22 protein-coding genes are annotated in these 22,137 nt (G+C 68.8%); 16 read left to right on the top strand and 6 right to left on the bottom strand.

Going from position 1 to position 22,137, the window contains the following annotated elements:
• Positions 1–24 precede the first annotated feature (24 nt).
• The 5 genes from AVE30378_RS14235 (at position 25) to AVE30378_RS14215 (ending at position 4,902) form a co-directional block, all read left to right on the top strand.
• Positions 25–918: a cobalamin-binding protein gene (locus AVE30378_RS14235; protein WP_129241524.1), complete on the top strand. Its 894-nt coding sequence runs from the start codon at positions 25–27 to the stop codon at positions 916–918.
• Between the two features lie 148 nt (positions 919–1,066).
• Complete coding sequence (locus AVE30378_RS14230) at positions 1,067–1,870, top strand: thiazole synthase (protein WP_129241523.1); 804 nt, start codon at positions 1,067–1,069, stop codon at positions 1,868–1,870.
• The gene (gene thiD, locus AVE30378_RS14225; RefSeq protein ID WP_129241522.1) at positions 1,867–2,709 is read left to right on the top strand and encodes a bifunctional hydroxymethylpyrimidine kinase/phosphomethylpyrimidine kinase; all 843 of its coding nucleotides are present in this window, start codon (positions 1,867–1,869) and stop codon (positions 2,707–2,709) included. Before AVE30378_RS14230 ends, thiD begins: the two co-directional genes overlap by 4 nt.
• Positions 2,710–2,810: 101 nt before the next feature.
• Entirely contained in the window at positions 2,811–3,491 is a 681-nt protein-coding gene (locus AVE30378_RS14220; RefSeq protein WP_043544965.1) for a protein-L-isoaspartate O-methyltransferase family protein, read from the top strand.
• A 79-nt stretch (positions 3,492–3,570) separates the two neighbouring features.
• A complete protein-coding gene (locus AVE30378_RS14215) occupies positions 3,571–4,902 on the top strand; it encodes a TolC family outer membrane protein (RefSeq protein WP_129241521.1) in 1,332 nt (443 codons plus the stop codon).
• Here AVE30378_RS14215 and rfaE2 read toward each other — a convergent pair.
• The 6 genes from rfaE2 to ubiE form a co-directional block, all read right to left on the bottom strand.
• Entirely contained in the window at positions 4,899–5,387 is a 489-nt protein-coding gene (gene rfaE2, locus AVE30378_RS14210; RefSeq protein ID WP_129241520.1) for a D-glycero-beta-D-manno-heptose 1-phosphate adenylyltransferase, read from the bottom strand. The genes AVE30378_RS14215 and rfaE2 overlap by 4 nt on opposite strands.
• A 210-nt stretch (positions 5,388–5,597) precedes the next feature.
• The gene (locus tag AVE30378_RS14205; protein ID WP_129241519.1) at positions 5,598–6,479 is read right to left on the bottom strand and encodes a ferritin-like domain-containing protein; all 882 of its coding nucleotides are present in this window, start codon (positions 6,477–6,479) and stop codon (positions 5,598–5,600) included.
• Between the two features lie 181 nt (positions 6,480–6,660).
• Positions 6,661–8,214 (bottom strand): ubiquinone biosynthesis regulatory protein kinase UbiB, encoded by a 1,554-nt coding sequence (gene ubiB, locus AVE30378_RS14200; protein ID WP_129241518.1) that lies wholly within the window; start codon positions 8,212–8,214, stop codon positions 6,661–6,663.
• A gap of 3 nt (positions 8,215–8,217) precedes the next feature.
• Entirely contained in the window at positions 8,218–8,856 is a 639-nt protein-coding gene (locus AVE30378_RS14195) for a ubiquinone biosynthesis accessory factor UbiJ (protein WP_129241517.1), read from the bottom strand.
• 182 nt (positions 8,857–9,038) lie between these two features.
• Positions 9,039–10,040, bottom strand: coding sequence for a Tim44 domain-containing protein (locus AVE30378_RS14190; RefSeq protein WP_129241516.1), 1,002 nt, complete (start codon positions 10,038–10,040; stop codon positions 9,039–9,041).
• A gap of 184 nt (positions 10,041–10,224) precedes the next feature.
• The gene (gene ubiE, locus AVE30378_RS14185) at positions 10,225–11,001 is read right to left on the bottom strand and encodes a bifunctional demethylmenaquinone methyltransferase/2-methoxy-6-polyprenyl-1,4-benzoquinol methylase UbiE (protein WP_062684601.1); all 777 of its coding nucleotides are present in this window, start codon (positions 10,999–11,001) and stop codon (positions 10,225–10,227) included.
• Positions 11,002–11,162: 161 nt separating this feature from the next.
• Here ubiE and phoB point away from each other — a divergent pair, with 161 nt between their 5' ends.
• From phoB to AVE30378_RS14130, 11 genes are all read left to right on the top strand, one after another.
• Positions 11,163–11,861 (top strand): phosphate regulon transcriptional regulator PhoB, encoded by a 699-nt coding sequence (gene phoB, locus AVE30378_RS14180; protein WP_006227196.1) that lies wholly within the window; start codon positions 11,163–11,165, stop codon positions 11,859–11,861.
• Positions 11,862–11,873: 12 nt separating this feature from the next.
• Positions 11,874–13,181 (top strand): phosphate regulon sensor histidine kinase PhoR, encoded by a 1,308-nt coding sequence (gene phoR / locus AVE30378_RS14175; RefSeq protein WP_129241515.1) that lies wholly within the window; start codon positions 11,874–11,876, stop codon positions 13,179–13,181.
• Between the two features lie 54 nt (positions 13,182–13,235).
• Positions 13,236–13,940, top strand: coding sequence for a heavy metal response regulator transcription factor (locus AVE30378_RS14170; RefSeq protein ID WP_129241609.1), 705 nt, complete (start codon positions 13,236–13,238; stop codon positions 13,938–13,940).
• The gene (locus AVE30378_RS14165; RefSeq protein ID WP_165360187.1) at positions 13,937–15,340 is read left to right on the top strand and encodes a heavy metal sensor histidine kinase; all 1,404 of its coding nucleotides are present in this window, start codon (positions 13,937–13,939) and stop codon (positions 15,338–15,340) included. The genes AVE30378_RS14170 and AVE30378_RS14165 overlap by 4 nt, the downstream gene beginning before the upstream one ends.
• Positions 15,341–15,411: 71 nt before the next feature.
• Entirely contained in the window at positions 15,412–15,906 is a 495-nt protein-coding gene (locus AVE30378_RS14160; RefSeq protein ID WP_129241514.1) for a cupredoxin domain-containing protein, read from the top strand.
• Between the two features lie 25 nt (positions 15,907–15,931).
• Positions 15,932–17,656 carry a copper resistance system multicopper oxidase gene (locus AVE30378_RS14155; RefSeq protein WP_129241513.1) on the top strand — a complete coding sequence of 575 codons (1,725 nt, stop codon included), beginning with the start codon at positions 15,932–15,934 and terminating at the stop codon, positions 17,654–17,656.
• A gap of 3 nt (positions 17,657–17,659) precedes the next feature.
• Positions 17,660–18,547 (top strand): copper resistance protein B, encoded by an 888-nt coding sequence (locus AVE30378_RS14150; RefSeq protein WP_244235043.1) that lies wholly within the window; start codon positions 17,660–17,662, stop codon positions 18,545–18,547.
• Between the two features lie 32 nt (positions 18,548–18,579).
• Positions 18,580–19,038 carry a DUF411 domain-containing protein gene (locus AVE30378_RS14145; RefSeq protein WP_129241512.1) on the top strand — a complete coding sequence of 153 codons (459 nt, stop codon included), beginning with the start codon at positions 18,580–18,582 and terminating at the stop codon, positions 19,036–19,038.
• 98 nt (positions 19,039–19,136) lie between these two features.
• Positions 19,137–20,336 carry a phosphoglycerate dehydrogenase gene (gene serA, locus AVE30378_RS14140; protein ID WP_129241511.1) on the top strand — a complete coding sequence of 400 codons (1,200 nt, stop codon included), beginning with the start codon at positions 19,137–19,139 and terminating at the stop codon, positions 20,334–20,336.
• Positions 20,337–20,513: 177 nt separating this feature from the next.
• Positions 20,514–21,041: a sigma-70 family RNA polymerase sigma factor gene (locus tag AVE30378_RS14135; protein ID WP_129241510.1), complete on the top strand. Its 528-nt coding sequence runs from the start codon at positions 20,514–20,516 to the stop codon at positions 21,039–21,041.
• Positions 21,042–21,043: 2 nt separating this feature from the next.
• Positions 21,044–22,054: a FecR domain-containing protein gene (locus AVE30378_RS14130; RefSeq protein WP_129241509.1), complete on the top strand. Its 1,011-nt coding sequence runs from the start codon at positions 21,044–21,046 to the stop codon at positions 22,052–22,054.
• Positions 22,055–22,137: the final 83 nt, after the last annotated feature.

The raw sequence follows: 22,137 nt of genomic DNA, 5'->3' as shown, positions 1-22,137 counted from the left end.
TGCGCCGCCCGCCTCCCCTATTCCATGACGCCGCCGATTCACCGGATCGCTCGTACAAGCTGGCTCTGGCTTGCCTGCCTGGCAGTCCAGGGCGCCGGCGCGGCCACGATCCAGGTCCGCGACGACCGCAACCGGGACGTCGTGCTGCCGGCGCCCGCCCGGCGCGCGGTCACCCTGGCTCCGCACGCCACCGAACTCGTCTACGCCGCGGGAGCGGGCGACTACCTCGTCGGCACCGTCCGCGGCAGCGACTATCCGCCCGCCGCCCGCCGCCTGCCGGTCATCGGCGACGGCACCCAGCCCGACCCCGAACGGGTGGCCGCCGCCCGCCCCGACCTGCTGATCGCCTGGCAGGCGGCCGCCGCCGAGCCGCTGGTCCGCGTCATGGGCAAGCTGGACGTTCCGGTCTTCTACAGCGATCCGCCGACCCTGGCGGCCATCCCCGACGCCGTGGAGCGCATGGGCGTCCTGTTCGGCACCGAACCCCAGGCGCGGGCCGCCGCCCGGGACCTGCGCGCCCGGCTGGACGCCCTGACGGCGCGCTACGCCGGCCGCCGGCCGGTGCGCGTGTTCGTCCAGGCGGGCCTGGATCCCATCTTCACCCTGAACGACTCGAGCATCGTCAGCGACGCCCTGCGCGCCTGCGGCGGCGTCAACGTCTTCGGCCAGGCCCCCGTCGTGGCTCCGCAGGTCACGCTGGAAAGCGTGCTGGCCGCCCGGCCCGAAGCCGTGCTGGCGGGCGTGAGCCGGCCGGAGGACACGCCGCGGAACCTCGCCGCCTGGCAGGCGCTGGGCCTGCCCGCCGCCCGCCAGGGCCACGTGTACGGGATCGACGCGGACGCGCTGTACCGCCCCGGGCCGCGGCTGCTGGACGCGGCCGAAAGCCTCTGCGCCGACCTGGACCGCCTGCGCCGCTGATCCGCCGCCATGCCGCCATCTTCAAATAGTGGAACGCGGCATTCCGCCGGACTCCTCTGTCGATCGGCGTCGTGCTTTATCATTCGTGCAAGATACGCCAGTCCCCGCGGGCCCCGCATCGTGCGCACCCGCCCTTTGAAACACCGCCATGACCACTCAAGACACTCTCACCATCGCCGGCCGCGCCTACTCGTCGCGCCTGCTCGTCGGCACCGGCAAGTACAAGGACTTCGAACAGACCCGCGCGGCGCTGGACGCCAGCGGCACCGAGATCGTCACCGTCGCGATCCGCCGCACCAATATCGGCCAGAACGCCGGTGAACCGAACCTGCTGGACTACGTCCCGCCCTCGAAATTCACGCTGCTGCCCAACACCGCCGGCTGCTACAGCGCCGACGACGCCGTGCGCACGCTGCGCCTGGCGCGCGAGCTGCTGGACGGCCACGACCTGGTGAAACTGGAAGTGCTGGGCGACCCGCAGACCCTGTTCCCCAACATGCCCGAAACGCTCAAGGCCACCAAGACCCTGGTGGACGACGGCTTCAAGGTCATGGTGTATTGCACCGACGATCCCATCCAGTGCCGCATGCTGGAAGACCTGGGCGCCGTGGCCGTGATGCCGCTGGCCTCGCTGATCGGCTCGGGCATGGGCATCCTGAACCCCTGGAACCTGCGCCTCATCATCGACCAGGCCCGCGTGCCGATCGTGGTGGACGCCGGCGTGGGCACCGCGTCCGATGCCGCCATCGCCATGGAACTGGGCTGCGACGCCGTCCTGATGAACACCGCCATCGCCGGCGCGCGCGACCCCATCCTGATGGCCAGCGCCATGAAAAAGGGCGTGGAAGCCGGCCGCGAGGCCTTCCTGGCCGGCCGCATGCCCAAGAAGCTGTACAGCGGCGCCCCCAGCTCGCCCACCGAAGGCCTGATCACGGCCGGCGCCCCCAAATGAGCACCGGCCAGCAGGCCGCAGGCGGCCGTCCCATCCCCAACGCGCTGACCATCGCCGGCGTCGACCCGTCCGGCGGCGCCGGCATCCTGGCCGACGTGAAGGCCATGAGCGCGCTGGGCGCCTACGGCTGCGCCGTGATCGCGGCGCTGACGGCGCAGAACACGCGCGGCGTCACCGGCATCTCGGCGGTGCCGCCCGCCTTCGTGGGCCAGCAGATCGACACGCTGTTCGAGGACGTGCGCATCGACGCCGTCAAGATCGGCATGCTGGGCCAGCGGCCGGTAATCGAAATCGTGGCCGAAAAGCTCGCCAAATGGGCCCCGGCCCACGTGGTGCTGGACCCGGTCATGGTGGCCAAGAGCGGCGACCTGCTGCTGGAGAACGAGGCCGTGGGCGCCATGCGCGAGGCCCTGCTGCCGCAGGCCACCCTGCTGACGCCCAACCTGCCCGAGGCCGGCGTGCTGCTGGAAGAGCGCCCGGTCGAGACCGTCAAGGAAATGCGCCGCGTGGCCGAACGGCTGCGCAACAAGCTGGCCCATTCCGGCGAACGCTGGGTTCTCGTCAAGGGCGGCCACCTGCCCGGCAACGACACCATCGACCTGCTGCACGACGGCGACCGGATGATCGAACTGCCCGGCCACCGCATCCCCACGGCCAACACCCATGGCACCGGCTGCACGCTGTCGGCGGCGCTGGCGGCCCTGCTGCCGCAAACCGGGGACGTACCAGAGGCCGCGCGTCGCGCCAAGGCCTACCTGACCGAGGCCATCCGCCACGCGGAACGCCTGTCGGTGGGTTCCGGCCACGGGCCCGTGCATCACTTCCACGCCTGGTGGTAGGCCCGGGCGCCGGCTGAAACACTTGTCGGCGGGCCGAAGCGTCACAGTACGCTACGAATCGGTACAATGGTCAGTTGATTCCTCTGTTTTTTCTGACCGTCATGAACGCTTCGACCCTGCCCGACGTAGAACAAGCCCGCTTCAATATGGTGGAACAGCAGATCCGCCCGTGGGACGTTCTGGACGCCAACGTGCTGCAAGCGCTGTTCGACGTGCGCCGCGAACAATTCGTTCCGCCGGCCCTGCGCGCGATGGCGTTTTCCGACCTGGAACTGCCGCTGGAAATCAACGCGGTCAACACGCGCCAGACCATGCTCGCGCCCAAGGTGGAAGCCCGCCTGGCGCAGGAACTGCTGCTGACCAAGTCCGACTGCGTGCTGGAAATCGGCACCGGTTCCGGCTACCAGGCCGCGCTGCTGGGCTACCTGGCGCAACAGGTCACGTCGGTCGAGATCGACAGCCGCCTGGTGACGTTCGCCCAGCAGAATCTGCAAATGAACAACGTCACCAACGTCAAGGTCGAAACGGGCGACGCCCGCAACGGCTGGGGCTCCACCGAATACGACGCCATCCTCGTCACGGGTTCCGTGCCGACCGTACCGGACGCGCTGAAGTACCAGCTCCGCGTCGGCGGCCGCCTGGTCGTCGTCGTCGGCCAGGCCCCCGTCATGACGGCCTGTCGCATCACCCGCACCACCGCGGCCAGCTTCGAAACGGTGAACCTGTTCGAAACGGTCATCAAGCCGCTGCGCGGCGTGACGGTGTCCCAGTTCAAGTTCTGAGTCCCAACCCCGCCGCCCGGCGTCCACGCCCCGGCCAGGCCGGCGGCGTTCCGGGCGGCCCGGCGTATCGTTGAAAATCATGCGCGTCCGATTGCTTACGGCTTTATTGGTATTCACCTGCGCCGCAAGCGCCGGCCCGTCCCTTGCCCGCGCGCAGAACCTGATCCAGGTCTGGCAGGCGGCGCTGGGCAATGACCCCATCTACGCCGCCGCGCGGGCCAACTACCGCGCCGGCCTGGAAAAAGAACCCCAGGCCCGCTCCCTGCTCCTGCCCCTGATTTCCGCCGAAGCCGGCGGGGCCTACCAGGAAACCCGCAGCACCCGCGGCCTGGGCGTCGCCTACAGCGGCGGACGCGGCGTCTGGGACCTGGCGCTGACCCAACCCCTGTTCGACTGGGGCCGCTGGCAGAACTACGAACAGTCCAAGCTGGTCGTGGCCGACGTCGAAGTGCAATTGCAGCAGGCCTACCAGGATCTGCTGCTGCGCGTGGCCGACGCCTATTTCAACGTGCTCTACGCCCAGGACACGCTGACCGCCACCGAGGCCGAGAAGGCCGCCGTGGCCGGGCAGTTGGAGTCCGCCAAGCGCAATTTCGAGCTGGGCAACGCCACCATCACCGACACCTACGAAGCGCAGGCGCGCTACGACCTGGTGGTGGCCCAGGAACTGCGCCTGCAGAACGATCTGGAAGTGCGCCGCGACGAGCTGGCCAAGATCGTCGGCACGGCCCCCGGCGCGCTGGCCGAACTGCCCTACGGCGTGCAACTGCCCGCCCCGCAGCCCGCCCGCGTCGCCGACTGGAGCAACCAGGCCGAGGCCTCCAGCCTGGACGTACTGCGCGCCCAACTGCTGACCCGCATCGCCGGACGCGAGATCCAGATCGCCAAGAGCGGCCACTACCCCACGCTGAACCTGCGCGCCACCAGCGGCAGCGCGAGCGACGCGGTCATGGGCAATGCCGCGCCGGGCAAGCCGATCGACAACACCATCGGTGTCGTGCTGTCGATTCCGCTGTACGCGGGCGGCGGCGTGTCGTCGCAGGTGACCGAAAAGGTGCAGTTGGAACAGAAGGCACGCCACGACTACGAAACGGCGCGCCGCCAGGCCATCCAGGCCGCGCGCCAGTACTACACCGGCGTCACCAGCGGCCTGGCCCGCATCCAGGCCCTGGAAGCGGGCGAGAAATCCAGCCGTGCGGCGGTCGAGGCCAACCGCACCGGCTACGAGGTCGGCGTGCGCATCAACCTGGACGTGCTCAACGCCCAGCAGCAGCTCTACGCCACCCAGCGCGACCTGGCGCTGGCGCGCTACAGCACCGTGCTGGCGAGCCTGCGCCTGAAGGCCACCAGCGGCATCCTGGCGGAAACGGACCTGGAAGCGATCAACCGCCTGCTGCGGGAACCGCGCTAGGCGCCCTGGATCTTCTTCACCAGGGCGGTGGTGGAACGCTCGAATTCGAACGGAATGGCCACCGCGCGGCCGCCCCAGGTCTTGACCAGGGCGGTCTCGGGCAGCTTTTCCATGTCGTAGTCGCCGCCCTTGACGATCAGGTCGGGCTTGAGCTGCGCGATCAGCGCCTCGGGCGTGTCTTCATGGAAGGACGTGACGACCGCCACGCAACCCAGCGCGGCCAGCAAAGCGGCGCGGTCTTCCATGCGGTTCAGCGGGCGCTCAGCGCCCTTGCCCAGCCGGCGCACCGATTCGTCGGTGTTCACCGCCACCACGAGCGTCGCGCCCAACTGGGCCGCCTGGTCCAGGTAGGTCGCGTGCCCCCGGTGCAGGATGTCGAAGACGCCATTGGTGAACACCAGCGGCCGCGGATAGCGGCCGGCGGCGACGGCGGCGACGCATTCGTCGCGGGACAGGACCTTGGATTCGAAACGGGCGGCAGGCATGGGCGGGATTGTACTGCCCTTACCGAGCCTTCCGCGTGTCTGACACCCGTACGAGACAGTGCAACGAACCCAACACTACCGTCCCGGGTGTCAGACACCGGCTGAATCTGATAGGCCGCCAAGATACGACCGGTGTCAGACACCCGGGAAGACCGGTTTCAGTACGGCGGACCTCCCATACGGGTGTCAGACACCTCGAAACGGGTGCTCTTACACCGCCGAAGGAACGACGATTTCCTTTTCCTTCGGCACGATCAGCGCCGACATTTCCTTGCGGTAGCGGTTCAGGTCCTTCACCGTTTCGAAGCTGCGGTCCATCAGCTTGGACAGGATGTGCAGGATGCGGGTGACGACCTTCTGTTCCCAGACGCCGTCGAAGCGGATCTGCGTGTCCAGCCAATGTTCGAGCCAGCCCGGCTCGGGCAGGCGCGACTGGACCGTGTCGTTGGGGAACAGGTCCTTGTTCACGTGCAGGTTGGTGGGGTGCAGGGCCTGCTGCGTGCGGGCTGCCGACGCCATCAGCACGCCGATCTTCGAGAATGCCAGGCGCGCCTGCTCGCTGGTGTTCTGGCCGCGGTCGTGCAGGGCGCGGCGCATGTATTGCAGGTAGGCGCCGGCGTGGCGGGCCTCGTCCTGGGCCACGGTCTTGTAGATGGCCTTGATGACCGGCTCGGTGTGCCATTCGGCGGCGCGGCGGTACCAGTGGTTCAGGCGGATTTCGCCGCAGAAGTGCAGCATCAGCGTTTCCAGCTCGGGCGCCGTATCGAACTCGAAGCGCACGTTGTGCAGCTCTTCTTCGGTGGGCACGAGGTCCGGGCGGAAGCGGCGCAGGTACTCGATCAGCACCAGCGAATGCTTCTGCTCTTCAAAGAACCATACCGACATGAACGCGCAGAAATCGCTGTCGCCGCGATTGTCGCGCAGGAACATTTCGGTGGCCGGCAAGGCGGCCCATTCGGTGATGGCGTTCATCTTGATCGTGTGCGCCTGCTCGTCGGAGAGCTTGCTGCGATCGAAGTCGCCCCAGGGAATGTCATGCGCCATGTTCCAGCGCACGGCTTCCATGGTCTTGAAGAGTTCAGGATAAAGCATGGTCTGCCCTTGTATTCGTCCCGCTGATGGGGCTATAGAAATTGATGAATGGCGCGCGCGGCTTGTCGGCGCGAGCGCTGCAACCATCCGCCGCAGCGCTATTTTTCGCCGTCTCCCGCGAAGCTATGATGACCGTTTCATGAATGAAACATGACAAAAGGCGTCTAGATCATTGCGCCGCCTACCGGGTCAACGCCCATATCGCGACCCCGACCGCGAGCGCCACGACCCCAACCAGCGCTGCAACCAGCCGGTTGTTCTGCTCCTGCGCCCGCCGCAACTGAGCCATCTCTGCCAGCAGGGCCGGCGAGACATTGGGGCGGCTCAGGTGGTCATGGACCAGCCTGGGCAAGGCAGGCAGCATCTGCGACCACTGCGCGGCCTCCTTTTCCAGGCTTTGCCGCAGCCCCTTGATCCCGACGCGCTGGCGCATCCAGCGTTCCAGGTAGGGCTTGGCGGTCTTCCAGAGATCCAGGTTGGGGTCGAGCTGCCGGCCCAGGCCCTCGACGTTCAGCAGGGTCTTCTGCAACAGGACCAACTGCGGCTGGATCTCCACATTGAACCGGCGCGAGGTCTGGAACAGCCGGAGCAGCACCTGCCCCAGCGAAATCTCCGACAGCGGCCGGTCAAAGTACGGTTCGCAGACGGCGCGCACGGCGCCCTCCAGTTCTTCTTCGCGCGTATCGGGGGGCACCCAGCCCGACTCGATGTGCAACTGGGCCACCCGGCGGTAGTCGCGGTGGAAGAAGGCCAGGAAATTCTGCGCCAGGTAATTCTTGTCGAACTCCGACAGCGACCCCACGATGCCGAAGTCCAGGGCGATGTAGCTGCCCAGCGTCTCGGGGCGGTCCGACACGTAGATGTTGCCCGGGTGCATATCGGCGTGGAAGAAGCCGTCGGTGAAGACCTGCGTGAAGAAGATCTCGACGCCGGTGCGCGCCAGGGTCGGGATGTCGATGCCCGCCTCGCGCATGCGGTCCACCCGGCCCACCGGCACGCCATACATGCGCTGCATGGTGAATACGGTGGAGGCCGTGTATTCCCAGATCACCTCGGGCACGATCAGCATGTCGCCGCGGCCGGACTCGGGGCCGAAATTGCGGCGCAACTGGCTGCAATTGGAGGCTTCGCGCACCAGGTCCAGTTCGTCGTGCAGGTACTTGTCGAACTCGGCCACGACTTCGCGCGGCTTCAGGCGGCGGCCGTCGGCGCCCAGGCGTTCGATGATGCGCGCCACCACCTTCAAGAGCGACAGGTCTTTCTCGATGATGCTCAGCATGCCCGGGCGCAGCACCTTCACGGCGACCTCGCGGCCGTCATGCAGCACCGCGAAGTGCACCTGGGCGATCGAGGCCGAGGCCACCGGGTCCACCTCGAACTGCGCGAACAGCTTCTCGGGCGGCGCGCCCAGCGCCGCTTCGATGCAGGCGGCCGCCTGCGCCGAAGGGAACGGCGGCACGCGGTCCTGCAGGAGGGCCAGTTCGTCGGCGATGTCGGCGGGAATCAGGTCGCGGCGGGTGGACAGCACCTGCCCGAACTTCACGAAAATGGGGCCCAGCGATTCCAGGGCCAGCCGCAGCCGCAGCCCGCGCGGCTTGCGCGGACGCGTGCCCAGGCGGATGACGCGCAGCAGGCAGGTGGCCAGCGGATGATTCAGGCTGGAGAGCACCAGTTCGTCCAGGCCGTAGCGCAGCGAAACCAGGACGATGCGGGCAAGGCGCAGCAGAGGGAACATGGATCAGGCGCCCCGCTTTGCGCCGGCCGCGGCCAGGCGGGTTTGGAGCGCGGCCGCCGAACGGGCCAGGGCCTCGGTGCGGGCGTTCAGTTCGGCCAGGTCCAGGCGCCACTGTTCCAGCGCGGGCCGGCCCGCCAGCACGCCGCTTTCCTCCGACAGGTATTCCGACACGTTGCCGGCCAGGCGCTGGCCGGCCGTGCGCGCGCCGCCGGCCACGGCGCGGACGCCGCCCGCGATGCGCAGCGCGGCGATGTCGCCCACCACGCGGGCCAGCGCGTCCTCGGGGTCCCAGCGCAACTGCCGGGACAGGTCGGCGACGACCTGGGCCAGGGCGGCATCGCCGGAGATATGCGTGGCCTCGGCGAAATCCGGCGCGTCGCGGTCTGCGCCCAGGCGCGGCACCGGCAGCTTCTCGGGCGCGACCGTCAGGGTCACGTCGGGCACCACCGCCGCGTCGGCCTGCGCCGCCAGCCCTTCGCTGTCGATGGCCAGGCCCAGGCTGAAGCCGCCGAGCGCGAAGCGCACGGTCTTGCCGGCATGCCGCGACAGGCGTTCGCGCGCCCAGTCCTCGCGCCGCAACAGGGCGTTGAGCGCGCTAACAGCCAACCGCGAGGGAGTGGGCAGGAACGAAAAAGGCAGCATGACGGTCTGCAACGGCCCAATGGGCGGAGTTGCCGGAATTGATGGGTAAATCGGGAGTGTAACGGGTTAGATGAGAGCGTGTTTTGCGCAGGCACATGGAAAAACCGGCCCCTAGTGGGGCCGGCTCAAGCGGATGCCTTGCGGCACCCCAACGGAGGGCGGTTCTGCCCGGTCCGCCAGCCTTAGCTGGCGTAGTCCACCGGGATCTGCTGGATGCCGGCCAGCAACCAGCCGCCGGAGGCCGGCTTGAAGAGGTTCCAGACTTCCTCGAAGCGGAAAGCCTCGGTGCCCGGCGCCTCGCGCAGCATGCCGGAGAAGCGGACGCTGGCCAGGTGGCCGTCGGACACCGTTTCGATGCCCAGGAGTTCCGCGTTCAACAGCACGACTTCGGTCTTGTTGGGCGCCTCGCCGCGCTCGGCCAGTTGCGGCTTGAGCTCGATGATCAGGTCGTCGGTCAGGAAGTCGCGCAGGCGGTCGGTGCTGCCGCTGTCCCAGACTGCCTGGATGCGCACGAACTGTTCCTTGGCCTGCTTCAGGAAGTTGGGCGTATCGAAATCGCCCGGCACGAACCAGTTGTTGTCCTCGCCAGCCTTGGGCAGCACGGCCGGCGCGGCTGCGGCGGCGGGGGCCGCGGCGGGAGCGGGAGCGGCCGCCGGCTGCAGCGCCTGGCGCCACATCGGTTGCTGCTGCTGGCCCGCGGGCGCGTTGTTCGCGCCGCCGAAAGCGCCCTGCGTGGCAGTGCGCGGCGCCGCGCCGCGCAGGCGGCGGACGATGAACATGATGGCGAAGACGACCAGGCCGATCAGCAGCGCGGACGACAGGAATTCGGCGAAAGCGCCCGACAGGCCCATGCTGGACAGCAGCGCGGCGATGCCCAGGCCGGCGGCGATGCCGGCGATGGGGCCGAGCCAGCGCGAAGCGCCGCTCTTGGCGGCGGCACCCGCTGCGCCGGCCGTCGCGGCGCCGGCAGCCGCCGGCGCCGCCGTGGCGCCAGCCGTATTGTTGGCCGCGGCCGGAGGCGTGGTGGCCTGGCGCTGCTGGGTCACATTGGAGGATTGCCGGCCGATGCTGGCGCCGCCGCCGGCGCGCCGGGCTTCGGCGTCGAACGACGCCGTCACCAGCGCCGCGCCGGAAATGGCGATGAGCGCCGCGGCGACAAACCGCGAAAGACAGAATTTGGACATAAGTTTTGCTCCCTCGTACTCGTACTCGCGCCCCCTGCCACCCCGAGCAGCAGGGAGCCCCGCGGATCGCGGGGCCGTGGTCGCGACTTTTCTTACAATAATCTGAATGACGTAAGAATAACGGACAAGACGCCGGCCCACAAGTTCCGCAAGGGGCGGCGAAATATCCCGCGGGCCCGGGCGGTCAGCCCAGCCGCACGCCTTCGTGCAAGGCGGCGATGCCGGCAGTCAGGTTGAAATACTGCACCCGCTCCAGGCCGGCCGTGCGCAGCATGTCGGCCAGGGTTTCCTGGTCGGGATGCATGCGGATCGATTCGGCCAGGTAACGGTAGCTGGCCTCGTCCTTGGCGATCTTCTTGCCCAGCCAGGGCAGCACATTGAAGGAATACCAGTCGTAGGCCGGCGCCAGCGGCTTGGCGACGCGGGAGAATTCCAGCACCAGCAGCTTGCCGCCCGGCTTGAGCACCCGGGTCATTTCCGCCAGGGCGCGGTCCTTGTGGGTCATGTTGCGCAGGCCGAAGGCCACGCTGACGCGGTCGAAATAGCCCGAGGGAAAGGGCAGCCGTTCGGCGTCGCACACCGCGGCGGGGACCAGCAGGCCGGCGTCGGTCAGGCGGTCGCGGCCCACGCGCAGCATGGAATCGTTGATGTCGGTAAGCCAGACCTCGCCGGTGGGCCCGGCCCGCTTGGCGAAGGCTTTCGCCAGGTCGCCCGTGCCGCCGGCGATGTCCAGCACCTTCATGCCGGGGCGGATGGCCGCGCGGCCGATGGTGAAGGCCTTCCAGACGCGGTGCAGGCCCGCCGACATGAAATCGTTCATGACGTCGTAGCGCTGGGCGACCGAATGGAAGACTTCCGCGACCTTGCGGGCTTTTTCGCTTTCCGGCACCGACTGGAAGCCGAAATGGGTGGATGGCGACGCGGAATCCGCGGAATGTTGCGATTCGGAGGGGTTTTGCATGGTGAATTCCCGATATATCGTCCAATGGTAGCCTATCGGCCCCCTGGCCGAGGCCCGCGGACGCCTCCGGCGGCCCTCCGCGGTCACATACCTGAAATATTGCGGCCATACTATCGCAATGTTCGCGCCGCGCCGGCGCTCAGAAGTGTGCCCAATCCGCCATGTCCAGCACCATCCTCGTCGTCGAAGACGAACCCGCCATCCAGGAACTGATCGCCGTCAACCTGTCCTTCGCCGGGCACAAGGTGCTGCGCGCCTTCGACGCCGACCAGGCCCAGACCCTGATCCGCGCCGAACTCCCCGACCTGATCCTGCTGGACTGGATGCTGCCCGGCACCTCCGGCCTCGCCATGGCGCGCAAGCTGCGCAACGACGAACGCACCCGGGCCGTCCCGGTCATCATGCTGACCGCCAAGGGCTCGGAACAGGACAAGGTGGACGGCCTGGAAGCCGGCGCTGACGACTACATTACCAAGCCGTTCTCGCCCAAGGAGCTGATGGCCCGCATCAAGGCCGTGCTGCGCCGCCGCGCGCCCCAGCTCACCGACGACGTGATCGACGTGGGCGGCCTGAAGCTGGATCCGGTGACGCATCGCCTGTCGGGCAACAGCCAGTCGCTGCAGATCGGCCCCACCGAATTCCGCCTGCTGCACTTCTTCATGACCCACCCCGAGCGGGTGTTCTCCCGTTCGCAGTTGCTGGACCAGGTCTGGGGCGACCACGTCTTCGTGGAAGAACGCACGGTCGACGTCCACATCCGCCGCCTGCGCAAGGCGCTGGAGCCCAGCGGCCATGACGCGCACGTGGAAACGGTCCGCGGCAGCGGCTACCGGTTTACCGCCCAGCTCCCGACGCGGTAAAACTGCCGCACCATGATCTGGCTGCGCACCCTTTTCCTGATCGCCCTGTGGGCGGTCGCGGCGTCCATCGCCCAATGGCTCATTGGAGATCCGGCGGGCTGGATCCTGTTCAGCGCCGCGCTGTCCGCCATGCTGGTCTGGCGCAGTTGGCGGCTGCACCTCGTCTCCCGCTGGGCCAACAACCCCGACTCCTCCCCGCCCGCCTCCGTCGGCCCCTGGGACGACATCCTCGCCCCGCTGTACCGCTACACCCGGGCCCGCGCCCGCGAACTGGACGAAACCCGGGACACCATGCACGGCATGCTGGCGGCCGCCCAGGCGCTGCCCGACGGCGCGGTGACCCTGAACGAGGATTTCCAGATCGACTGGTGCAACCGCATGGCGCGCCAGCACCTGGGGCTGCGCCTTCCGGCCGACCGGGGCCATAACCTGCTGAACCTGCTGCGCGCTCCGGAATTCGTGGAATACGCGCACCGCCCGTCCTGGCCCGACCCCATCCTGGTGCGCCTGGGCCAGAACGGGCAGGAACGGCTGATGATGATGCAGTTGACGGCCTACGCCAGCAACCAGCGCCTGCTGATCACCCGCGACGTCACCCAGATCGAGCGCCTGGAAACCACCCGCCGCGATTTCGTCGCCAACGTGTCGCACGAACTGCGCACCCCCCTGACGGTGCTGGCGGGCTTCCTGGAAACGCTGCGCGACATGCCTTCGGACGCCCTGCCGGCCGAGCAGCGCGAACAGTACATCGACATGATGCACGAGCAGGCCCAGCGCATGCAGGCCATCGTGGAAGACCTGCTGACCCTGTCCACGCTGGAATCGTCGCCCGGCACCGACCCGCGCGCCGTCAACATCAGCGCCCTGCTGCAGAAGGCGCGCCAGCAGGTCGAGGCGCTGTCGGGCGGCCGCCACGTGCTGGAGTGGCACATCGACGAATCCCTGGACGTGCTGGGCGCGGAAACCGAGCTGGCCTCGGCCCTGTCAAACCTGCTGACCAACGCCGTGCGGTACACGCCCGACGGCGGCACCATCACCGTGCGCTGGGCGCGCGAAGAGGACGGCGGCGCGCGCTACAGCGTGCAGGACACCGGCATCGGCATCCCCGCCCGCCACCTGCCCCGCCTGACCGAACGCTTCTACCGCGTGGACCGCGGCCGCTCGCGCGCCGTGGGCGGCACCGGCCTGGGGCTGGCGATCACCAAGCACATCGCCATGCGACACGATGCCGAACTGCTGATTACGAGCGAGCAGGGCAAGGGCAGCGTATTCGCCCTGCGCTTTCCGCCGGACCGCGTCGCGGTCGAAACCACCGTCTGACCCCGCTGCGCCCATCCGCGCCGATCGCGCGGCGTGGATGGTAAATTTTCGGCCATGCGCATCCTGGTCATCGAAGACGAACCCAAACTGGCCGACTACCTCAAAAAGGGGCTGTCGGAGCAAAGCCACGTCGTGGACCTCGCCCGCGACGGCGTGAACGGCCTGCACCTGGCGCTGGAAGGCGCCTACGACCTGATCGTGCTGGACGTGATGCTGCCGGGCGTGGACGGGTTCGGCGTCCTGGCCGCCGTGCGCGCCCAGAAAGACACCCCGATCCTGATGCTGACGGCGCGCGACGCCGTGGAAGACCGCGTGCGCGGGCTGGAGGGCGGCGCCGACGACTACCTGGTCAAACCCTTCGCCTTCTCGGAGTTCCTGGCGCGCGTGCAGGCGCTGCTGCGGCGCGGGCGCTCGCAGGAACCCACGGTGCTGCGGCTGGCCGACCTGGAACTGGACCTGGCGCGGCGCCGCGCCCAGCGGGCCGGGCGGCGGCTGGACCTGACCGCCAAGGAATTCAGCCTGCTGGCGCTGCTGCTGCGCCGCCAGGGCCAGGTGCTGTCGCGCACGACGCTGGCCGAACAGGTCTGGGACATGAACTTCGACAGCGACACCAACGTCATCGACGTCGCCGTGCGGCGGCTGCGCGGCAAGCTGGACGACCCCTACGACACCAAATTGCTGCACACGGTGCGCGGCATGGGCTACGTGCTGGAATCGCGCCCCGCGGACGGCCGCCCCCCAGATGGCCGCCCCGCATGAAAAAGCCGCCGCGCATGCGCTCCATGCAGGCGCGCCTGACCTTGCTGCTGGGCGCCATCGCGCTGCTGGTGTCCAGCCTGGCGGGCGCCACCCTGTTCTGGGCGCTCAAGCGCGAGGTCGAGCGCCAGGAAATCACCGAGGTCAGCGGCAAGCTGGAACTGATCGACCACCTGATCGACATGCAGAACAGCGCCAGCGGCCTGCAGGACCTGGCCGCCACTTTCGACGAGATGCGGGCGGGCCAGGGCCAATTGGGGATCTGGATCCTGGACGCCCAGGGCAAAGTGGTCTACGGCGGCGCCGCCCCCGAAACGCTGGAAACGCTGCCGGACAGGCAGGTCGTGTTGCAGGCCCCGGACGGCGGCCGCATGCGCGGGCTGCGCGTGGACATGAACGACCGCATCCTGCCCGGCGCGCAGTTGACCGTGGCCGTCAGCACCCGCAGCAGTTCGCAGTTCCTGTATGCCTATGGCACCGCGCTGGCGCTGATCTGCGCGCTGTGGGTGGGCGCGACGGTGATGCTGGCCGCCTGGGCCGTGCGCCGCAGCATGGCGCCGGCGCGCAGGCTGTCCGAACAGGCGGCCCGCATCCAGCCCGACAACCTGTCGCGGCGCCTGCCGCTGGAAGACACCGACCGCGAACTGCACGAACTGGTGCGGTCCTTCAACCGGACCCTGGAGCGGCTGCAAGAGGCCTACCAGCAGATGGAGGGCTTCAATGCCGACGTGGCGCACGAACTGCGCACGCCGCTGGCCACGCTGATCAACGGCGCGCAGGTCATGCTGTCGTCGCCGCGCAGCGCCAATGAACTGCGCGACGCCCTGGAATCCAACCTGGAAGAACTGGAAGACCTGAAGACCCTGGTCAACGACATGCTGTTCCTGGCCCGCGCCGACCGCGGCGAACGGGCGGCGGACCTCAAGCCGGTATCGCTGGCCGCCGAAGCGCGGCGCGTGGCGGAATACTACGAGGCCACCCTGGAGGAACACGGGGTCGCCCTGCGCTGCGAGGGAGATGCCGCCGTCGCCGCCAACCCGGGGCTGGTGCGCCGCGCGCTGGCCAACCTGATCTCCAACGCCATCAAGGCCACGCCCCGCGGCGGCGAAATCGTGCTGTCGTGCTCGGCGTCGCCGGCCGGCGCCCGGGTGGAAGCGCGCAACCCCGGCCCCCCCATCCCCGCCGCCGACCTGCCCCGAATCTTCGACCGCTTCTTCCGCTCGGGCCAGGCGCGCGCGCCGCGCAGCGAAGGCCACGGGCTGGGCCTGGCCATCGTGCGCGCCATCGCCCGCATGCACGGCGGCGAAGTGGACGCCGCGTCGGACGCCCGCGGCACCGTCGTCGGCATCACCCTGCGCGGGCCCGACGGCCACGCCGCGGCGGCCGACATTACAAAAATGTAATCCGGGCGACAGGATAGGGTCACCGCCGTTTTCCTACAGTGCCATCACCGTCCCCACCATCGAGGATCCGCGTGAAAGGCATTCTGCTCCGCACCACCCAAGCCGCCTTCCTGGCCCTGACGCTCGGCGCGGGCTCCGCGCATGCCGCCGGCGGCCATGGCGACCACGCCGGCCACGCCGCGCCGGCCGCCTCGGCCCCCATCGGCAAGCCGGGCGACCCGGCCCGCGTCACCCGCAGCATCGACGTCGACATGACCGACGCCATGCGCTTCACGCCCGCCCGCATCGAGGTCAAGGCGGGCGAGACCGTGCGCCTGAACGTGCGGAATTCCGGCAGGATCCGGCACGAACTGGTGCTGGGCACCGACGCCGACCTCAAGGCGCACTACGACATGATGATGAAGGACCCGGGCATGCGCCACGAGGAAGCCAATGCCGTGTCGCTGGAAGGCGGCGGGAGCGGCCAGATCGTCTGGCGCTTCGACAAGGCCGGCACGGTGTCCTTCGGCTGCCTGGAGCCCGGCCACTACACCGCCGGCATGAAGGGCGCGGTGTCGGTGCAGTGAGCGCCGCCGCCCGAACGGATCCGACATGACAGTCTCCCTTCCCCTTTCCCGCCGGCGCTTCGTGCAGGGCCTGGCCGGCGGCGGCGCGCTGGCCGCGCTGGGCAACTGGCGCGCCGCGCTGGCCGCCCCCGCCGCGGCCGCGGAATTGCGCGGCACCGAATTCCATCTGGAGATCGGCGAAACCCCCGTGAATTTCACGGGCGCGGCCCGCATCGGCACCACGGTGAACGGGCGGCTGCCCGCCCCGGTGCTGCGCTGGCGCGAAGGCGACACGGTGACCCTGCACGTCACCAACCGCCTGCGCGAACAGACCTCCATCCACTGGCACGGCATCCTGCTGCCCACCGACATGGACGGCGTGCCGGGGCTGAGCTTTCCCGGCATCGATCCGGGGCAGACCTTCACCTACCGCTTCGACGTGCGCCAGAGCGGCACGTACTGGTATCACAGCCACTCCGGCTTCCAGGAACAGACCGGCCTGTACGGCGCAATCGTCATCGACCCGCGCCGCCGCGATCCCATCGCTTCCGACCGCGACTACACGGTGCTGCTGTCCGACTGGACGGACGAAGATCCCATGCGGCTCTTCAACAAGCTGAAGATCATGCCGGACTACTACAACCGCATCCAGCCCAGCGTCGAAAGCCTGCGCGCCGAGGCCCGCGACAAGGGCTGGAGCGCCGCGCTGTCGGAACGGCTGATGTGGGAACAAATGCGCATGAATCCGTCGGACCTGGCAGACGTGTCCGGCGCCACCTATACCTTCCTCACCAACGGCGCCACGCCGGCCGGCAACTGGACGGGCCTGTTCCAGCCGGGCGAACGCGTGCGCCTGCGCTTCATCAACGGTTCCGCGATGACGTACTTCGACGTCCGCATCCCCGGGCTGAAGATGACGGTGGTGGCGGCGGACGGGCAGGACGTGCGCCCCGTGGACGTGGACGAGTTCCGCATCGGCGTGGCCGAAACCTATGACGTCATCGTCGAGCCCCTGGACGAGCGCGCCTACACCATTTTCTCGCAGGCCATGGACCGCTCGGGCTACGCGCGCGCCACGCTGGCGCCGCGCGCGGGCATGCAGGCCGAGGTGCCGGCGCTGGACCGCGTGCAGTTGCTGGGCATGATGGACATGGGCATGGCGCACGGCATGGGCGGCGGCGGCCATGGCGCCATGCCGGGCATGGACCACGGCGGCCACGGCGCCGGCGCGGGGCAAGGCGGCATGGTGGAGGTCGAACACCCCTATCCGGCCGAGCGCGGCGTGGGCAATTCCATGCTGCCCGACGTGGTGTCGACCCGGCTGGACGATCCCGGCGTCGGCCTGCGCGGCAACGGCCGCCGCGTGCTGACCTACGCCGACCTGCGGTCCCTGCGCGAACCCGAGGACGACCGCGCGCCGTCCCGCGAGATCGAGCTGCACCTGACCGGGACCATGGAGCGCTATATGTGGTCCTTCAACGGCGTGAAGTTCTCGGACGCCAGGCCCATCGTGCTGCGCTACGGCGAACGCGTGCGCTTCGTCCTGGTCAACGACACGATGATGACGCATCCCATCCACCTGCACGGGCTGTGGAGCGACCTGGAATCGCCGGACGGCGCCTTCCAGGTGCGCAAGCACACTATCTCCCTCAACCCGGCGCAGCGGCTGAGCTACCGCGTCAGCGCGGACGCGCGCGGAAACTGGGCCTACCACTGCCACCTGCTGTACCACATGGAGGCCGGCATGTTCAGAGCGGTCGTGGTGGAGTAAACGATGAAACCGATGAATCGCCACACCGGACGGTTGCGCGCCTGCGCGCTGGCCGCGGCGCTGTCCGCCCCCGCCGCCTGGGCCCAGCCGGCCGCGATGGACCATGGTTCCATGCCTGGAATGGACCACGGGTCGATGGACCACGGGCCGATGGAGGACGGCGCGCGGGCCGCCCCGCCCATCGGCAGCCTGCCGTCCAGCGACGGCGCGGGCGAACGCGGCTACGACAGCTACGGCATCCATCCGCACATGATGGACAACGCGCCCACTTGGCAGGTGCTGTTCGACAGGTTCGGCGTCTTGCGCAACCGCGATGGGCGGAACGCGCTGGACTGGGACGGGCGCTTCTGGTTCGGCACCGCCACCGACCGCCTGCTGGTCAAGAGCGAGGGCGAACGCGAGAACGGCGAAGGATCGGACGGCAAGGTCGAAGCGTTCTGGAGCCATGCCGTCTCGCCCTTCTGGGACCTGCAACTGGGCGCGCGCCGGGACATCGGCGCCGGCCCCAAGCGCAACTGGGCGGCCATCGGCGTCGAAGGCGTCCTGCCCTACAACATCGAACTCGAAGCCACCGGCTACGCGGGCTCGTCCGGCCGCACGGCGCTGGCACTGAAGGCCGAATACGACCTGCTGCTGACGCAGCGCCTGATCTTCACGCCGGAGCTGGAAGCCAGCCTCTACGGCAAGGACGACCCGGAACGCGGCATCGGCTCCGGCCTGTCGGACGGATCGCTGTCGCTGCGGCTGCGCTACGAGGTCACCCGCGAGTTCGTGCCCTATATTGGCGTATCCTTTGAACGCAAGTTCGGCCAGACCGCCCGCTACGCGTCGGACGCCGGCGCCAGCCGGTCCCAGACCGCCATCATGGCGGGCGTGCGGTTCTGGTTCTGAACCGTATGTCCACGTCCCCAGCACGGAGCATCATGAACGTCCCTCGCCTTACGCGCCGCCTGGCCCTCGCCGCGGCCCTGTGCCTGCCCGCCCTTGCCGCCGCGCAGGCGCCCACCCGGGTCGAAGTCTGGAAAACGCCCACTTGCGGCTGCTGCGAGGACTGGATCCAGCACATGCGCGACAACGGTTTCGCCGTCACCGCGCACGACGTCCAGGACACCGGCCCCATCCGCCGCAACGCCGGGATGGCGGACTATGGCTCCTGCCACACCGCGGCCGTGGAAGGCTACGCCATCGAAGGCCACGTGCCCGCCAGCGACGTGCGCCGGCTGCTGCTGGAAAAGCCCGACGCCGCGGGCCTGGCCGCCCCGGGCATGCCGCTGGGCTCGCCCGGCATGGACGGCCCCGAATACGGCGGCCGCAAGACCCCGCACGACGTGGTGCTGGTGGACAAGCGGGGCGGCGCCCAGGTGTTCCAGTCCTACCGCTGAAACAATTCACCCCCACCGCCCCAATGGCTACTCCTTGCACCGCAGCAAAAATGCGCCACAATAAATAAAACGCATTCCCCACCCCTCCCTTGGCAGTCATGGCAAAAATCGTCCTGTTCGAGAACATCCATCCGAGCGCCCGCGCCGTCTTCGAAGCCGCCGGCTACACCGACATCGTCACGCACGCCACGGCCTTGCCGCCGGCACAATTGGGCGAAGCCCTGCGCGGCGCGCAGGTGGCCGGGATCCGTTCTCGCACGCACCTGGACGCCAGCCTGCTGTCCGGCAACCCCGACCTGCGCGTCGTGGGCTGCTTCTGCATCGGCACCAACCAGGTCGACCTGGACGCGGCCATGCAGCGCGGCGTCCCGGTATTCAATGCGCCCTTCTCGAACACCCGCTCGGTCGCCGAACTGGTGTTGGGCGAAGCCATCCTGCTGCTGCGCCGGATTCCGGAAAAGAACGCGCGCGTGCACCTCGGCCACTGGGACAAGAGCGCCTCCGGCGCCTTCGAAACCCGCGGCAAGACGCTGGGCATCGTGGGCTACGGCAATATCGGCTCGCAGATCAGCACGCTGGCCGAAAGCCTGGGCATGCGCGTGATCTACCACGACGTCGAGGCCAAGCTGCCGCTGGGCAACGCCCGCCCCGCCGGGACGCTCAACGATCTGCTGGAGCAGGCCGACGTCGTGACCCTGCACGTGCCGGGCGGCAAGTCCACCGAAAAGATCATGAACGCCGCAACCATCGGGCGCATGCGCCGCGGCGCCATTTTGATCAACGCCTCGCGCGGCGCGGTGGTGGACATCGACGCGCTGCACGCCGCCCTGAAATCCGGCCACCTGGCCGGCGCCGCGCTGGACGTGTTCCCCACCGAACCCAAGGGTCCGGACGAACCGCTGGCCAGCCCGCTGATCGGCATGCCCAACGTCATCCTCACCCCGCACATCGGCGGCAGCACGCAGGAATCGCAAGAGAACATCGGCCGCGAAGTCGCCGAAAAGCTGGTGCGCTTCCTGCAGGCGGGCACCACCAAGGGCGCGGTCAACTTCCCCGAACTGCCCTACCTGGAGCAGGCCGGCGACACTCGCATCCTGCACGTGCACCGCAACGCCCCGGGCGCGCTCGGCACGCTGGACAACCTGATGGCGCAGCACGGCCTGAACATCGTCAGCCAGAGCCTGCAGACGAAGGGCCAGGTCGGCTATGTGATCACCGACGTGGAAGGCCAGGTCGACGATCTGGTCATGACGACCTTGCGCAACCATCCCATCACGGTCCGTTGCGACCGGGTGTAAATCTGTTCCGGCATGGCAGAGGGGCCCGCGAAAGCGGGCCCTTTTTGCTGCCGCGCCCATTCCCCGCGCGGGCCCGGCGCTTATCCGCATTGCGCAATGCCGCGGACTTCAGTTATAAACGATAACCATTCCTATCCATCTTGAATTTGGCGTGCCTATCGCGCCTGGGTCCGTCCGATGTCCGCCGCCGATCTCCCCGTGCAGCAAGATCTGCACGCTCTATACAGCGATCATCACGGCTGGCTGCTGGGATGGCTGCGGCGGCGGCTGGGCAACGCCGCGGACGCCGCCGATCTGGCGCACGATGCCTTCCTGCGCCTGATCCTCAGGCCGGCGCCCGAGGGTTTTGCCACCGCGGGGGCCGCGCGGGCCTATCTGCGCACCATGGCGCAAGGGTTGTGCACTGATCTCTGGCGGCGGCGGGAAGTGGAACAGGCCTGGCTGGAAAGCCTGGCGGCCCAGCCTGAAGCCTACGCGCCTTCGCCTGAACACCAGGCGCTGGTGATCGAAACCCTGATGGAAGTCGGCGAATGGCTCGGCCGCCTGCCGGAAAAAGTGCGTTCGGCCTTCATCCAGGCCCAGATACATGGACTGTCCACCCGGGAGATCGCCGACCGGATGGGCGTGTCCCTGCGCATGGTGCAGAAGTACCTGGCCCAGGCCATGCTGCATCTCGCGCTGATCGACGCCGGGCTGGCGCCCTAGCCATGGCGGCGGCACCCCGGCCGGCCCTGGCGGACGACCTCCCGGCGCAAGCGGACTATGAAAGCCTGAAAGTGGCGGCCGAGTGGTATGCGGTCTTGCAGGATGCCGAAACCGGCCCGCGGCAGCGCGCCGCCTGGCAACGCTGGCTGGACGCGCGGCCGGAACATAGCCGGGCCTGGGCGCACGTCGAGGCGGTCAGCCGGCGCTTCGCCCTTTTTCGCGCCGACGGCGAACGCGAAGCCGCCGAGAAAGCGGTACAGGTCGCTTCCCGCCGCGCGCCGTCGCGCCGCCAGGCCGCCGGCCGCGTCCTGGCGCTGGGCGGCGTGGGCATCCTGGGCTGGCTGTCCTGGCGGCTCACCCCCTTGCCCGCCGTCGTCACCGCCTGGCGGTCCGACTATGCCACCGGCATCGGCGAACAGCGCGACATCCTCCTGGCCGACGACACCCGCGTCTGGCTCAACACCCGCAGCGCCATCGATGTCCATTTCAACCAGGATCGCCGCCTGGTGACGCTGGCCAGCGGCGAAATCCTCATCGAAACCGGCAGGGATGCCCGGCAGCGGCCCTTCTTCGTCGATACCCGCTTTGGCCGGCTGCAGGCGCTGGGCACTCGCTTCACCGTCAGGCAGACGGAAGACGATGTCCTGTTGGCGGTCTATGGCGGGCAGGTGCGCATCCAGAACCTTGCCGGCCGCGCCGCGCTCGTCCGCGCCGGGGAACAAATGCGTTTCACCGCCGACGGCATCTCCGCGGCCGCCCCGGCCGATCCGGCGCGCGAAGCCTGGTCTCGCGGCGTGATCCTGGCGGAGAACCTGTCCCTCGCCGACCTCATCGCGGAGTTGGGGCGCTATCACGCCGGGTATACGGGCGTCGATCCCCGCGTCGCCGGCCTGCGCGTCGTTGGCCGCTATCCGGCCAACGACAGGGACCGCACGCTGGCCATGCTCGAACGGGATCTGCCGATACGCGTCCAGCGCACGCTGCCGTGGTGGGTGACGCTCGAACCCAGGTAAGCGCGCCCGCCGGGCTCCCCGTTTTCGTCCGCGGCCTCGCCCCAGGCCGCCAGTCCTCCAGAAAATCTTCGCACCGCGGTTCG

It is taken from the genome of Achromobacter veterisilvae (assembly GCF_900496975.1).
In the GTDB taxonomy this organism is placed as follows: domain Bacteria; phylum Pseudomonadota; class Gammaproteobacteria; order Burkholderiales; family Burkholderiaceae_B; genus Achromobacter; species Achromobacter veterisilvae.
Note: the sequence above shows the minus strand (reverse complement) of the source record. Positions and strands in the feature narration are given on the sequence as shown.

Coding starts and splice junctions, on each gene's coding strand:
- AVE30378_RS14235 (WP_129241524.1), top strand. CDS start 25: ATGACGCCGCCGATTCACCGGATCGCTCGTACAAGCTGGCTCTGGCTT.
- AVE30378_RS14230 (WP_129241523.1), top strand. CDS start 1,067: ATGACCACTCAAGACACTCTCACCATCGCCGGCCGCGCCTACTCGTCG.
- thiD (WP_129241522.1), top strand. CDS start 1,867: ATGAGCACCGGCCAGCAGGCCGCAGGCGGCCGTCCCATCCCCAACGCG.
- AVE30378_RS14220 (WP_043544965.1), top strand. CDS start 2,811: ATGAACGCTTCGACCCTGCCCGACGTAGAACAAGCCCGCTTCAATATG.
- AVE30378_RS14215 (WP_129241521.1), top strand. CDS start 3,571: ATGCGCGTCCGATTGCTTACGGCTTTATTGGTATTCACCTGCGCCGCA.
- rfaE2 (WP_129241520.1), bottom strand. CDS start 5,387: ATGCCTGCCGCCCGTTTCGAATCCAAGGTCCTGTCCCGCGACGAATGC.
- AVE30378_RS14205 (WP_129241519.1), bottom strand. CDS start 6,479: ATGCTTTATCCTGAACTCTTCAAGACCATGGAAGCCGTGCGCTGGAAC.
- ubiB (WP_129241518.1), bottom strand. CDS start 8,214: ATGTTCCCTCTGCTGCGCCTTGCCCGCATCGTCCTGGTTTCGCTGCGC.
- AVE30378_RS14195 (WP_129241517.1), bottom strand. CDS start 8,856: ATGCTGCCTTTTTCGTTCCTGCCCACTCCCTCGCGGTTGGCTGTTAGC.
- AVE30378_RS14190 (WP_129241516.1), bottom strand. CDS start 10,040: ATGTCCAAATTCTGTCTTTCGCGGTTTGTCGCCGCGGCGCTCATCGCC.
- ubiE (WP_062684601.1), bottom strand. CDS start 11,001: ATGCAAAACCCCTCCGAATCGCAACATTCCGCGGATTCCGCGTCGCCA.
- phoB (WP_006227196.1), top strand. CDS start 11,163: ATGTCCAGCACCATCCTCGTCGTCGAAGACGAACCCGCCATCCAGGAA.
- phoR (WP_129241515.1), top strand. CDS start 11,874: ATGATCTGGCTGCGCACCCTTTTCCTGATCGCCCTGTGGGCGGTCGCG.
- AVE30378_RS14170 (WP_129241609.1), top strand. CDS start 13,236: ATGCGCATCCTGGTCATCGAAGACGAACCCAAACTGGCCGACTACCTC.
- AVE30378_RS14165 (WP_165360187.1), top strand. CDS start 13,937: ATGAAAAAGCCGCCGCGCATGCGCTCCATGCAGGCGCGCCTGACCTTG.
- AVE30378_RS14155 (WP_129241513.1), top strand. CDS start 15,932: ATGACAGTCTCCCTTCCCCTTTCCCGCCGGCGCTTCGTGCAGGGCCTG.
- AVE30378_RS14150 (WP_244235043.1), top strand. CDS start 17,660: ATGAAACCGATGAATCGCCACACCGGACGGTTGCGCGCCTGCGCGCTG.
- AVE30378_RS14145 (WP_129241512.1), top strand. CDS start 18,580: ATGAACGTCCCTCGCCTTACGCGCCGCCTGGCCCTCGCCGCGGCCCTG.
- serA (WP_129241511.1), top strand. CDS start 19,137: ATGGCAAAAATCGTCCTGTTCGAGAACATCCATCCGAGCGCCCGCGCC.
- AVE30378_RS14135 (WP_129241510.1), top strand. CDS start 20,514: ATGTCCGCCGCCGATCTCCCCGTGCAGCAAGATCTGCACGCTCTATAC.
- AVE30378_RS14130 (WP_129241509.1), top strand. CDS start 21,044: ATGGCGGCGGCACCCCGGCCGGCCCTGGCGGACGACCTCCCGGCGCAA.